This window comes from Photobacterium sp. J15 (genome assembly GCF_963870815.1).
Taxonomy (GTDB): domain Bacteria; phylum Pseudomonadota; class Gammaproteobacteria; order Enterobacterales; family Vibrionaceae; genus Photobacterium; species Photobacterium marinum.
In genome coordinates, this window is the sequence record NZ_CAWMUI010000001.1 from 2,272,801 (window position 1) to 2,286,264 (window position 13,464).

A 13,464-nucleotide genomic window follows, 5' to 3' on the forward strand; every position below is an offset into this window, starting at 1 on the left:
TGATTTTAAACAACTGCATGCTCTCAGGCTGGAGACAACACCCAGCGTATTATCATAGCCAGCAGCAACACAGATAAGACACCGCCACACCATAACGCAATAAACCACAGCCATCGTTTAAAGCAGGGATTCATTAGTGATACCCCTCATCTTCATTCAACTTGCCGCGGAAAACCCAATAAGAATAAGCGGTATAAGCAATAATTAACGGCAGCAGAATCACTGCTCCGCTCAACAAAAATTTCAGGCTGGTATCGGGCGCTGCGGCTTCGGTATAAGTCAGGCTGTGCGGCACAATATACGGGAATGTACTTACACCGAAGCCTAACGAAGCCAGGAAAAACAAGCCTAAACTCGCCAGATAAGCTTTCACCGGCTTGTGCTCAATCAGGTCTTTAAACAGCAGGTAAACCAAATACGCTGAGCCCGCAGGAATTAGCAGGAACAATAAGGCCTGCGGAAATGAGAACCAACGCTCTGCAATCTGGCTATTCCCCAAAGGCAACCAAATGCTGAGAACAACCACCATCACAACCATAATCAATGCACACTTTTTAGCTATTGAATAATAACGAGAGAGATATGGTGTAGGCAGCTTAATCAACAACCAACAAGCCCCCAACAAACTGTAGGCTGCGACAGTCACGAATCCACAAAAAACACTAAATGGTGTAAACCAGTCAAACCAACCGCCACTGTACTGACGTCCTGCAACCTCTATACCCTGCAACAAAGTCCCCAGCATCATCCCCTGTGTAAAAGTTGCCACCAGCGAACCGATGAAAAAGGAACTGTCCCAAAGGAACTTTCCTCGTGTTGTCCGGAACCGATATTCAAAAGCAACACCGCGAAAGATCAGCCCGAGTAACATCATAGTCAGCGGCGCATACAAAGCAGGCATAACTACTGAATAAGCCAGCGGAAAAACTGCAAATAAACCACCACCGCCCAGCACCAGCCAGGTTTCATTACCATCCCAGACCGGAGCAACACTGTTCATCATCAGATCTCGTTCCTTTTCTGACTCTCCGCCCAGGAACAAGATGCCGATCCCCAAGTCAAAGCCATCCAGAATGACATAAGCAAATACAGCTACGGCAATTAAGATGTACCATATCAGCGCGTAATCCATATGGCCTCCTAAGGATTCAAGTGAGTAGTGGTGGTAATTCCTGGGCTGGCTTTGGCTGATTTACTATCCAGTGCCTCCTGATATTTCGTCGGCGACTTACGCATCAAGCGCAAAATGTAAAAGAAACCGGCACCGAAAACACTAAAATAGACAACGACAAAAGCAGCCAATGACACACTGACAGCAGCTGCGTCAACAGGAGAAACCGAGTCCGCCGTTCTGAGTAAGCCATATACGGTATACGGCTGACGACCAACCTCTGTTGTTATCCAGCCACATAAAATGGCAATAAAGCCGGTCGGTGCCATCGCCACACAAGAGCGATGGAACAGTTCGTTATGGTAGAGCTCATTTTTCTTTCGCAGCCAAAGACTATAAAGCCCTATAGCCAACATCAGGAAACCCAGGCCGACCATAATTCGGAAGCTCCAGAAAACTATAGTTACCGGGGGATGTTGATCTTCAGGGAAGGTATCCAGCCCCTTTACTTCACCATTCCATTCATGTTTGAGAATGACACTGCCCAAGTGAGGTATCGCGATTTTGTAATCAACTCGTTTGGTCTCTTCATTCGGAATCCCGAATAAGATCAAAGGCGCGCCTTTCTGAGTTTCAAAATGTCCTTCCATCGCAGCAACTTTAGCAGGCTGGTGCTCCAAGGTATTCAAGCCATGTAAATCCCCGACGACAACCTGTATAGGCGTGACAATCGCCGCCATCCACATCGCCATCGAAAACATGGTTCTGGCCAAATGGTTATGCTGGGATCGCAACAGATGATAAGCAGCAACACCGCCAACCACGAACGCTGTTGTCAGGTAAGCAGCCAACACCATATGGACTAATCGATACGGGAAAGAAGGATTAAAGATAACCGCCCACCAATCCTCTGGAATGAATTGCCCCAATTCATTAACCGAGTAACCGGCAGGTGTCTGCATCCAACTGTTAACGGATAAAATCCAAAATACTGACAGCAACGTGCCTATTGCGACGATCAACGTTGAAAGGAAATGCAATTTTTTACCAACACGGTTCATGCCAAACAACATCACACCAAGAAAACCGGCCTCAAGGAAAAAGGCAGTAAAGACTTCATATCCCATCAGCGGTCCCAGTACCGGGCCTGTTTTATCAGCGAAAACGCCCCAGTTAGTACCAAACTGGTAGCTCATCACAATGCCGCTGACGACACCCATACCAAAACTGATGGCGAAAATCTTCACCCAGTAATGATAAAGTTCGATGTACTTATGTTTACCGGTTTTAAGGTAAAGGCCTTCAAGTACTGCAAGGTAACTTGCCAGCCCGATAGTGAAAGCTGGAAAGATGATGTGAAATGAGACGGTAAAAGCAAATTGAAATCGTGCCAGATCAATCGCGAGTTCATCCATGTCGGCTCCTTAACCCGCACCGATAAGGTCATAATGATGCGAGTGTAATCAATGCCAAACGCTAGCAATATAAACTACGAATAAAACAATTTAGTTAAAGATACGTTTAAGTATCTATTATGGTTCAATACTCACAACTCGGTCGAAGTTTAGTCCTTCTATAATCGAGGGATGACAAAATAAGCTTACTTAGCTTAAATAACTTCAACTTTATATTTTCCACACAGCCTAATACCACACATTATTTAATGTTATTACAGCAAAAAATACAGCACTAATAATGTGGTTATTGTCTTAACCAAATTAAAAGCAGCGAAGAAAAAGCATTAAGAGCCTGAAACTTATAGATAAAAACACAAGAAACACATCAACTTGCAGTTACACTCACCAATAGAATAATTGAGTAATATTAACGCCACATCTATATTTAAATTAACTCACCTAAATGAACCACTCAGCCCCGACCTTCGTAACTTACAACAGTAATTTACATTGGTTAACTTCATACGCTTATTATTTAGTGTCTGACATGAGGGCTGTTAAATGGGACTTAAACGCACTCTTGAAAAAATGGAACCGGCTTTTGAACCCGGCGGTAAATATCAAAAATGGTATGCCGTGTATGAAGCTGTCGCCACGATTTTCTATACTCCCGGTCAAGTAACATCCGGACAAACCCATATTCGCGATAGTGTTGATTTGAAACGCATCATGATAATGGTCTGGCTGGCTACCTTCCCGGCTTTATTTTGGGGAATGTACAATGTCGGTAATCAGGCTATTGTAGCTCTTAATAGCATCTACACACCGGAACAAATTGCTTCACTTATTGATGAAAACTGGCGTTATGCTGCAACCCTATCATTGGGCGGAACGTTGGCTGAATCTGCTGGTTGGGGAAGTAAACTCCTTTTGGGAGCCATGCATTTCCTGCCAATTTATATCACGGTATTCATTGTCGGTGGCTTCTGGGAAGTATTATTCGCTGTAGTGCGTAAGCACGAAATCAACGAAGGCTTCTTCGTCTCATCAATTCTGTTCGCATTAATCGTGCCCCCTACTCTACCTTTATGGCAGGCAGCACTTGGTATCACCTTTGGTATCGTCGTCGCTAAAGAAATATTCGGCGGTACAGGCAGAAACTTTGTTAATCCGGCGCTGGCGGGACGAGCCTTTCTGTATTTCGCTTATCCTGCGCAGATTTCAGGCGGGCTGGTCTGGACGGCGGCAGATGGCTATACCGGCGCAACAGCCTTAACCCAATGGGCCGACAACGGATCAACCGCACTGATTCATAATGCAACCGGAGAAGTCATCACATGGATGGATGCCTTTATAGGCAATATCCCCGGATCCATTGGTGAAGTATCCACTTTAGGACTGCTCCTTGGCGGTGCCATGATCATTTTTATGAGAATCGCATCGTGGCGTATTGTAGTCGGCGTATTTATTGGCATGGTCGTCACAGCAACATTGCTCAACATTATCGGCTCGGATACCAACCCTATGTTTTCAATGCCATTCTGGTGGCATCTGGTACTCGGAGGCTTTGCTTTCGGTATGTTGTTTATGGCAACAGATCCAGTTTCTGCCGCTTTTACTGATAACGGGAAGTGGGCTTACGGATTGTTAATTGGTGTAATGGCGGTATTAATACGAGTTATCAATCCGGCTTATCCGGAAGGCATCATGCTGGCAATACTGTTTGCCAACCTGTTTGCACCTTTATTTGATTTTGTCGTAACCAGATCGAATATCAAGCGACGAATGAAGCGTATTAATTCGACAAGTTAGTAATAAAAATGGGTATGGTTCACATTGAACCATACCCGCGCTATTCGAGGTTTCCGGTTTTGAAGGGCTGACATTAAGCCATGCTTTCGACAAAAATAACCGGATCCTGATAACTTATTGCCCAACCATCATCCATCAGTTCCTCAATGACATCGTCATTCATATCTGTAAATGCTTCACTCAGAATTCCGCAGATCGCCTCGCCACCCGGAGTCAATGCTAACGCAGAGAACCAAGGCATCAAACGAATATTTGCCTCAAGTAAGCGCAAGTGAAGATGCTTAAGGTCATTACGAGCAATATTAATGATTGTATTGGCTAAACTGGTGGCTATGCCCTGTCTTCTGAAAGAAGATGAAACAAAAACAGTATGCAGAGACAACTCATAGCAAAGTTCACCACGATGAACAGGAAAACGGTGATCTTCAATATAACGACTGAATACCGCAGTCGCCACCAGTTGCTCATCTCGATAAACCATCAAGGCAATGTCATTCTCTTCATGGTAAGAACGACTGAATGGTGAAGCCAATACCTCAGCTTCTAAAGACTGAGTGAGCTCTTCTGCACCACAAAGCCTGTGGATTTCAGAGTAAGCATCTGCCAACGGCAGAACCGTCATAACAGCATTATCCAATATCAAAGGCTCAGTTACTCCCAGCAACGTCAGTTCATTGATCGGGGTGAGTTTTACTTGCTGGTACAATGAACGAGCCAAATGACCATTACTGACTGGATGACCACCCTCATCAATGCGAAATACATCTTCAGTATTGGTGTTGGCATCAGTGTCAAAAATATAAACTCGGGTGTTTAACTGAGTCTGCTTCGAAGATGCACAAGTCACCGCTTCCTGCCAAAAGCGGCAAGACTGGAAAAATTGATACGAAGTATCTTCCTGAACATAGATGTGATAACGATTTGATGGCATCAACAACGCTCCCTGCTTATAAACAAATCACAGCAATTAAGCCGGTTGCATAATAGCAGAATACTTTCCCCACAGCTGCTGTTCTTAAAGAAGTTGTGAGGCATTTGCTATTTGGTGATCCTGATCGCTTATTTTTAGCTCAATTTATTTGCTAATCTGTCGGGTTATTGGCGACAAAATAATGACAGCAAAAATTATTTTTTGACGGTTAAAAATTTATCAGATTTATATCAATGGATTGAATTTATGGTGTTTAATATTTGACCGCCTTAGAACAAATCCGACCACAAAACTGGTTGAAAATCGTTCGGCCATTTATTAAAGTCAGCAATGTCAGAACGATGTCAAAACTTATAAAAGTCGCGATGACGTATCACTTTAATCATTAATCCAATGGACAAGGAACCATATGAATAAGTGAATTCATCCTCTGAACTATTTAGCGGTGTCACCCTATATATAAAACCTAAATAAAAATAAGTAGTTAATGAAAACCCTATTACTATCATTATTACTGGTTATTTCACAAAGTGTTTTTGCATTTAGTGACAGACCAACAGCGGATTACGTTCTGGTAAAAAAAGCTGAAAGGAAACTATTTCTAATCAAGAACAACCAAATATTTAAAGAATACAATATTAGTCTTGGAAAACAGCCAGTTGGGCACAAATTCAAGCGTGGTGACTATCGTACACCGGAAGGTGTTTATGAAATTGACTTTAGAAACAGACAAAGTAAGTTTCATTTGAGTCTTCATATTAACTACCCAAACCAACAGGATATTGAAAGAGCCAGAATGTTAGGTGTAGATCCGGGTGGAGATATTTTTATCCATGGCTTGCCTAATGGCAAAAATAAACCTTTACTTTATAAGGGTGTTGACTGGACCCGAGGCTGCATTGCAGTAAATAACCCACAAATAAGGGAAATTGCGCAATTTGTTCCGGATGGAACACCAATTCAAATATCTCCTTAGTCAGACTTCAATGTCTGACTAAAAAGACAAAATAACAATAATATTTTTGTAAACCATTTAATGAGGGCTAACGCCCTCATTTTTTTATCTTTTATTTCTGAAGATAAGTACTTATCACGATTGGTATTAGCTTTCGAATGAAAGCTTTTCACCAAATGCGTTTTCCCAGTCAAGACTGAACTGCGAAACAGCAGGCTCAACCGCCGGATGTCCCAACATCTGGCTCATCACATCAACTGGCAGGGTAATTGCACCAATGCCTAGCTTCATCACTTCAGTTACCTGTTGAGTATTTTTGAAGCTTGCCGCCAGAATTTTGCTATTCAAACCGTGCTTTTCCAGCAACTGCTGCAAATCAGCAACGGCCTTTACACCGTCCGCTCCCATACCATCGATACGATTAACATAAGGAGCAAGATAGTCTGCACCAGCCAGCGCCGCCAAGAATCCCTGATGTGCAGAGTAGATCGCGGTTGCCAGTACCTGAATACCTTCAGCCTTCATTTTACGGATTGCAGCAAGGCCTGTTTCTGTCGCAGGTACTTTAACAACCATGTCATATGGCAGTTCGTTAATTTGTTTTGCTTCCTCAACCATGCCATCAACCGTCTTACTGACAACCTGCGCATGGAAACGTGCATCAGCACCTAACACTTCAGCCATCTCGGCCAGCACTTCATTAAGACCCTTTCCACCTTTCGCCAAAATTGTCGGATTGGTGGTGATCCCGCGTAAAGGCAAACATTCGTTAAAACGTGCAACCTGCGCTACATCAGCTGTATCAAGATAAAACTCTAACATCGTACATACCTCACCTTGTTCTGTTGTTGCTAACTATAGCTGGCATGAGTTGACGACAATTTGATCAAAATCAATTCAACTTTCGTTCACAACAACTAAAGTTTCGAATAACGAAAGACATCAATTTCATTTGCCGGTTAAAAACCGCCAAAACTAAAAGGCCGAGGTGAACGTGTATTTCAATATTCAACGCTTCTCAACCCATGATGGCGACGGGATCCGTTCGATCCTTTTCTTAAAAGGATGCAGCCTCGCCTGCCCATGGTGTCAAAACCCGGAAAGCCGCAGCTCTGAGCTGTCATTACTCTATGATCAAAGGCTTTGTCTTTCTGACTGCAATTTATGTCAGGACAAAAGCGATCATATCAACCGGGACGACAACGGCGCTCTCACCATCAAACGGGACTGCCTGACAACCAATGACATTGAAAATCTCAGAGACGTCTGTCCGAGCCAGGCATTAACTGTCTGTGGCAAAGAAGAAACCGTTGATGAGCTGTGTGAACAGCTACTGAAAGACAAACCCTTCTATCAACAAAGCGAGGGCGGAGTGACATTTTCCGGTGGTGAGCCCCTGCTCCAGCCGGATATGGTCAGCGCCATTGCCAGCCGCATGCATGAGGAAGGTATTAACACCGCTGTCGAAACCTGCCTTCATGTGCCGTGGAAGAACATCGAAAAGGTGCTGCCGCACATTGACTGCTGGCTGACCGACCTGAAACACACAGATAACGACATTTTTCTAAGCTGGGCACACGGCTCGCTGAAAAGGATTCATTCAAATCTTGAGAAACTGGCAAAACATGCCAAACGGATCGTTATCCGAGTGCCTGTTGTTCCTGGATTTAATGACAATGAAGTTGCACTGAAAAAGATTATTGATTTTGCAGCAGGGCTGGACAACTGCGATGAGCTCCACCTGCTGCCCTATCACACCCTCGGCATCAATAAATACCAGCTGCTCGACATGCCGTATTTATGTGCCGACAAACCATTGAACAAACCGGAACTGCTGGAGACAGCCTGTTCGTATGCAAGCACACATCCAGTACAAACAATTAACGTGAAGATCAGAGGGTAACAAGATGAAACTGAACCATTTACCAGAGCGAATTCAGGCCCATAAACATGCGTTGATCAATATTGTGACACCGCCGATTTGTACCGAGCGAGCCGAAGCCTATACAAGAGCTTATCAGGAAAACGAAGATAAGCCGGTTGTCGTTCGCCGCGCACTGGCACTGGCCGAACACCTGCAAACCCGTACGATCTGGATTAAACACGATGAACTGATTGTTGGTAATCAGGCCAGCAAAGTAAGGGCTGCACCTATTTTCCCTGAGTACACCGTACGCTGGCTTGAAGCAGAAATTGATGATCTTGCCGATCGTCCGGGAGCCGGTTTTGCAGTGACTTCGGAAGACAAAGATGCCATCCACCAACTAACACCATACTGGCGAGGAAAAACAGTACAGGATCGTTGTTATGGCCTGTTTACTGATGAGCAACAAGCAATCCTGGCTTCAACCATTATCAAAGCAGAAGGTAACATGACATCTGGCGATGCCCACCTTGCCGTAGATAATGAAAAACTGTTAAAAATCGGCCTTAACGGACTGCTTGAAGAAACTCGCCAGCATCGCTCTGCCCTGGATCTAGCTGACTGGAACGATCTGAAACGCGAACAGTTTTTGAAATCTGTCGAGATTGTGTTGCTTGCCGTTCAGCAACACATTCTGAAATACGCTGACCTCGCTCAAACGATGGCAGATCATGAAACCCGCGAGCAACGCAGTAAAGAACTGCGTACCATTGCTGAAAACTGCCGTCATATTGCCACTGAGCCGCCACGTAATTTTTGGCAGGCATTGCAGCTTTGCTATTTCGTTCAACTGGTGCTTCAAATTGAATCAAACGGCCACTCTGTGTCATTTGGACGTATGGACCAATACCTTCACAGCTTCTACGAGCAGGATGTTGACGTTGAACAAACCATCAGTCGTGAGTTTGCGATCGAGCTGCTGCAAAGCTGCTGGCTCAAACTGCTTGAAGTTAACAAAATCCGTTCAGGCAGCCATTCAAAAGCCTCTGCCGGAAGTCCGCTGTATCAGAATGTCACCATTGGCGGTCAACAACTTGATAAGTTTGGTGAACCAAAAGACGCCGTCAATAGTCTGTCATGGGCAATATTGGAATCCTGTGGTCAGCTTCGCTCAACCCAGCCAAACCTGAGTGTTCGCTATCATGAAGGCCTGGATCAGGACTTCCTGATGGGCTGTATCGATGTCATCAAGTGCGGTTTCGGTATGCCAGCCTTCAACAATGATGAAATCGTCATTCCTGAATTCATCAAAATGGGTGTCGAACGCCAGGATGCCTACAACTACTCTGCTATCGGCTGTATCGAAACTGCCGTTCCAGGCAAATGGGGGTACCGCTGTACCGGTATGAGCTTCATCAACTTTGCCCGCGTATTGCTGGCTGCACTTGATGGTGGTCGTGATGCCACAACCGGTGAGACCTTCCTGGAGCACGATAAATCACTCAGCAATAACAACTTCCAAAGCTTCGACGAAGTTATGCTGGCATGGCGTGACCAAATCAACTATTACACCAGAAAGTCTATCGAAATTGACTGTGTGGTTGACTCCGTACTGGAACAACAGGCTCACGATATTTTCTGCTCATCATTAGTTGATGACTGCCTGGCACGCGGTAAAACAGTGAAAGAAGGTGGCGCAAAATACGACTGGGTATCCGGCCTTCAAGTAGGTATTGCTAACCTGGGTAACAGCCTTGCAGCAGTGAAACATATGGTCTTCGACCAGCCGCAAATCAGCCAACCAGAACTAGCCGATGCTCTTGCTAATGATTTTGCCGACAGCGAGGGAGAACAACTTCGACTTCGCCTGCAAAACTTTGCACCGAAATTCGGTAACGATGACGACACAGTGGATAACCTGCTGATCGAAGCTTATCAGGCCTATATCGATGCCCTATCAAACTTCCATAACACCAGACACGGACGCGGTCCGATTGGCGGCGGCTACTATGCCGGGACATCCAGTATTTCAGCTAACGTGCCTTTCGGCTCCGCTACCATGGCTACGCCTGACGGTCGTAAAGCGAAAACTCCACTGGCTGAAGGCTCAAGCCCGTCATCTGGTACAGATATTAAAGGTCCGACGGCGGTATATAACTCGGTTGGTAAACTTCACACCGATAAAATCCTGGGCGGTGTTCTGCTTAACCAGAAACTGTCACCGGCTTCAGTCGAAAGTGAAAGCGATAAACTGAAACTAAGCATGCTGCTGAGAACCTTCTTCAACCACCACAAAGGCTGGCACGTTCAGTACAACATTGTGTCACGAGATACATTACTTGCCGCTAAAGAAAATCCAGAGCAATACCGCGACCTGGTTGTCCGTGTTGCCGGTTACTCGGCATTCTTCACGGCTCTGTCACCAGAAGCACAGGACGATATCATCGCCCGTACCGAGCATAGCCTGTAATTCTCAGGCGTTAAGGCACCCAAATTAAGCAAAAGAAAATCCCCGCAAGAGGCTGTACTCTCTGACGGGGATTTTCATTTTCAGGCAAATGAATGCTTTTGTATGGCTGAACTATTTCTTTATATATAGCTAAACTGGCTTAACTCACCCACTTGCTGGCTAACGGCGAACCCAATGCTGCCTGCAAACACTCCTGCTGAGACATTGGCTGATAGAAATAGAAGCCTTGAAGCTCTTCGATTTTCAGCGCCTGAAGTGCCAGTTTCTGGCCTTCGGTTTCCACACCTTCTGCCACCGTTGAAAGTCCCAATGCCTTAGACATTCTGACTATGTTACTCATCAGAATTTCGCCCTGATGATCAATGCCGATGCGCTTCACAAAGCTCTGGTCTATCTTGACCACATCCAGCGGGAACTCACACAGTGAGTTTAGGGCTGAATAGCCGGTTCCGAAATCATCTAACGCCAGCTTAACTCCCATCGATTTAAGCGACTGCATGTGATGGATAACATGATGGGTTGAACCTATCAACATGCTTTCAGTTATCTCAATAGTTAGCATATCAGGTCTGATATCGTAACGTTTAAGGCATGATTTCACTGTCGGTAACAGTTCAGGATCAGAGAAATGCGGACTCGACAGATTCACATGCATGGTCAAAAGCCCTAACCCGCATTCCTGTCGCATGCGATTGACTTTTGCAAGAAATTCGCAGGATTTCTCCAGAATCACACAACCAAGAGCAATGATTAGTTCACGGGACTCAGCCATTGGAATAAACTGCGCCGGAGACACTTCACCAAGCTCAGGGTGATGCCAGCGAGCCAACGCTTCAAAACCACAAATTTGTTCATCAGCGGCTTTTACCAGCGGCTGAAACTTAGGGTAAATGTCCCCGTCCCTGATAGCTCTTGCCATATCCCGCTGAATAACAATGTGGCTTTTGAATTGTTCACCGATCTTTTCGTTAAACAGCTGAATCCGAGATTTTTCATAACCGGCACGATAAGTTGAATATTCACCGGCATTCATCATAGCTTCCGGTGTTGGGGTCATCTTCGTCTTTAATACAACACCAACCGACACCGACAAACGAACCTCAAGACCTTCAACCATTAGCGGCTGTTCAAGAGCAGAAACAATCGCTCTTGCATATCGGTACGGAGCAAACCGGCTATTTGTATTAAGGATAAAAGCAAATTCACTCTCAGACACCCGCCCTAATGTACCGATGTCAACAATCTGTTTTAATTCACTGGTCGCTGCGACTAGGATCTGTTCTGCCATATGATGACCAAAAGCGCCGGCCACGATATTAAAACGTTCAATACGGATATAAAGGAGAGACGGTGAGAACAAAATGTCGTTTTTCTCACTCACCTTCATCTGTTCAGCCAGTTCTTCGAACAAAGTGCTTCTGTTCATCACACCGGTCACAGGGTCATGTTTCTCCAACTGTTCAATCAGGCCTTCCTGCTCTTTTTGCTGACTCTGATCTTTAATCGATAGCATTAAAGCATCAGAATTCTGCTGTTTAATCGGTGTAATCTCAAGCTTGCAGGGAATCAGGCTTGCGTCAGCCGCAAGCATTTCAACATCAAAATGCCGCTCTCCCTTTTCCGCAGCCCGGTAGAGCATTTCTATCGTACATGGCTTACTTCCCAACTCAGGGCAGAGATTTAGTAATGGTTGGCCAATCAGCACGGCTCCCGACGGATAACGCAAAATCCTGGCTATAGTGTCATTTGCATCGATCACTTTATCATCGAGAATCATTAACAGCCCGAGGTTGCTGTTTTTATAAAGGGCTTCAAACTTCTCCGCTACATCATTCAGTGCTGAGTATGTATGTGACGATTTAGCCAGTATCTGGTTAATCACTTCACCTACCATAGAAAACTCATCGTTTCCCTCAACATTCATACGGGTCTTGTATTGCCCTTTAACAACCGCTTCCAACCCTTTTTCCAGTTCGGTGAACCGCACTCCGACTTTCAGCCGGAAGACAAGCATAGTGATTAAACCGATCACAACAGAGGCTGACAGTATTGATAACGCTAACCAGGTGATCAGCTTGTTACCTTCAAGGAAAACAGTCCTTTCCTGTGCACTTTTCAAAACAGCTAAAGGCTTACCATTGAAGCCGTCGAGCAAACGACAAGCAGTCAGGGATTGCCCACTGTCCTCTACCTGAACCAACGGAAATACCGTTATGTCTTTCACTTTTTCAGGCGAGAAAACAGACAGTGAACTTTTCGCAGCCAGGATTGATTCATAATGGCTTGGAAAAACCGTTGATAAATAGCGTCCCCAGACTAGCCATCCACCAACAGGGCTTTCGCCGAGACTATCCCGAATAGGCGTAACACTGATAATCCAGATATCTCCGTCCATCACAATAAGGCCGGCACGTTCGTCTGAATCGGGCACGTTCCCTATTACAAGGGCATCAACAAAAGTCCCTATACCATCATCTGACATCAGTTGATTTCTCAATGAAACAGGTAAATCATCCAACTGATGCGCAGCCGAAGCCATTACACTTTCTACAATCTCTCCCTGATGATCAATGAATACCATCATGTCGAGATCAAGTGTTTTCATGCCTTCGTAATAAAGGTTTCGGTCTCTGTAAGCATCATCACCTACTGTTACCAATTGATAACTTTCATCCCATGTTGCCCAGTCATAAGCACGCTTTCCCTGGCTCTGAACCAAAATATTTATGACAGACTCAGCCTCACTATTGTGCTGAAGGATCTGCTGCTGCTCGATATCATTCAGGTTCATCAGGAAAAAATAGCGGGCACTAAACAGGCAAATTGCAGAGATAGCAAACAGACCGACACCAAACAACAGTGCAGTAAGCGTACTAAGTCTATTTACCGGGGTTAAATCTTTTATTCTCATTATCGGCGACAAC

9 protein-coding genes are annotated in these 13,464 nt (G+C 45.0%); 4 read left to right on the plus strand and 5 right to left on the minus strand.

The window, feature by feature from the left end:
- Window positions 1-133 precede the first annotated feature (133 nt).
- Together cydB and AACQ93_RS10400 are read right to left on the minus strand one after the other, a co-directional pair.
- Window positions 134-1,132 carry a cytochrome d ubiquinol oxidase subunit II gene (gene cydB, locus AACQ93_RS10395; protein WP_064604780.1) on the minus strand — a complete coding sequence of 333 codons (999 nt, stop codon included), beginning with the start codon at window positions 1,130-1,132 and terminating at the stop codon, window positions 134-136.
- An 8-nt stretch (window positions 1,133-1,140) separates the two neighbouring features.
- Entirely contained in the window at window positions 1,141-2,526 is a 1,386-nt protein-coding gene (locus AACQ93_RS10400; protein WP_064604783.1) for a cytochrome ubiquinol oxidase subunit I, read from the minus strand.
- A 543-nt stretch (window positions 2,527-3,069) separates the two neighbouring features.
- Here AACQ93_RS10400 and AACQ93_RS10405 point away from each other — a divergent pair.
- On the plus strand, window positions 3,070-4,320 hold the full coding sequence (locus AACQ93_RS10405) for an NADH:ubiquinone reductase (Na(+)-transporting) subunit B (RefSeq protein ID WP_064604785.1): 1,251 nt from the start codon (window positions 3,070-3,072) through the stop codon (window positions 4,318-4,320).
- 73 nt (window positions 4,321-4,393) lie between these two features.
- On the opposite strand, the gene AACQ93_RS10410 is transcribed toward AACQ93_RS10405, so the two are convergent.
- Entirely contained in the window at window positions 4,394-5,251 is an 858-nt protein-coding gene (locus tag AACQ93_RS10410; protein ID WP_064604787.1) for a GNAT family N-acetyltransferase, read from the minus strand.
- Between the two features lie 487 nt (window positions 5,252-5,738).
- Between AACQ93_RS10410 and AACQ93_RS10415 the strand changes: the two genes are divergently transcribed.
- A complete protein-coding gene (locus tag AACQ93_RS10415; RefSeq protein ID WP_007466091.1) occupies window positions 5,739-6,227 on the plus strand; it encodes a L,D-transpeptidase family protein in 489 nt (162 codons plus the stop codon).
- Window positions 6,228-6,353: 126 nt separating this feature from the next.
- Here AACQ93_RS10415 and AACQ93_RS10420 read toward each other — a convergent pair whose 3' ends face one another.
- Window positions 6,354-7,028 (minus strand): fructose-6-phosphate aldolase, encoded by a 675-nt coding sequence (locus tag AACQ93_RS10420; protein ID WP_064604788.1) that lies wholly within the window; start codon window positions 7,026-7,028, stop codon window positions 6,354-6,356.
- Between the two features lie 172 nt (window positions 7,029-7,200).
- On the opposite strand from AACQ93_RS10420, the gene AACQ93_RS10425 reads away from it, so the two are divergent.
- A complete protein-coding gene (locus AACQ93_RS10425; RefSeq protein ID WP_064604790.1) occupies window positions 7,201-8,109 on the plus strand; it encodes a glycyl-radical enzyme activating protein in 909 nt (302 codons plus the stop codon).
- 4 nt (window positions 8,110-8,113) lie between these two features.
- A complete protein-coding gene (locus tag AACQ93_RS10430; protein ID WP_064604792.1) occupies window positions 8,114-10,540 on the plus strand; it encodes a formate C-acetyltransferase/glycerol dehydratase family glycyl radical enzyme in 2,427 nt (808 codons plus the stop codon).
- A 139-nt stretch (window positions 10,541-10,679) separates the two neighbouring features.
- Here AACQ93_RS10430 and AACQ93_RS10435 read toward each other — a convergent pair whose 3' ends face one another.
- Window positions 10,680-13,451 carry an EAL domain-containing protein gene (locus tag AACQ93_RS10435; protein WP_064604794.1) on the minus strand — a complete coding sequence of 924 codons (2,772 nt, stop codon included), beginning with the start codon at window positions 13,449-13,451 and terminating at the stop codon, window positions 10,680-10,682.
- Between the last annotated feature and the right edge of the window lie 13 nt (window positions 13,452-13,464).

What these genes read in the sequence shown, in the direction of transcription:
- AACQ93_RS10400 (WP_064604783.1), bottom strand. Translation starts at nt 2,526, where the DNA reads ATGGATGAACTCGCGATTGATCTGGCACGATTTCAATTTGCTTTTACC.
- AACQ93_RS10430 (WP_064604792.1), top strand. Translation starts at nt 8,114, where the DNA reads ATGAAACTGAACCATTTACCAGAGCGAATTCAGGCCCATAAACATGCG.
- AACQ93_RS10415 (WP_007466091.1), top strand. Translation starts at nt 5,739, where the DNA reads ATGAAAACCCTATTACTATCATTATTACTGGTTATTTCACAAAGTGTT.
- cydB (WP_064604780.1), bottom strand. Translation starts at nt 1,132, where the DNA reads ATGGATTACGCGCTGATATGGTACATCTTAATTGCCGTAGCTGTATTT.
- AACQ93_RS10435 (WP_064604794.1), bottom strand. Translation starts at nt 13,451, where the DNA reads ATGAGAATAAAAGATTTAACCCCGGTAAATAGACTTAGTACGCTTACT.
- AACQ93_RS10410 (WP_064604787.1), bottom strand. Translation starts at nt 5,251, where the DNA reads ATGCCATCAAATCGTTATCACATCTATGTTCAGGAAGATACTTCGTAT.
- AACQ93_RS10420 (WP_064604788.1), bottom strand. Translation starts at nt 7,028, where the DNA reads ATGTTAGAGTTTTATCTTGATACAGCTGATGTAGCGCAGGTTGCACGT.
- AACQ93_RS10405 (WP_064604785.1), top strand. Translation starts at nt 3,070, where the DNA reads ATGGGACTTAAACGCACTCTTGAAAAAATGGAACCGGCTTTTGAACCC.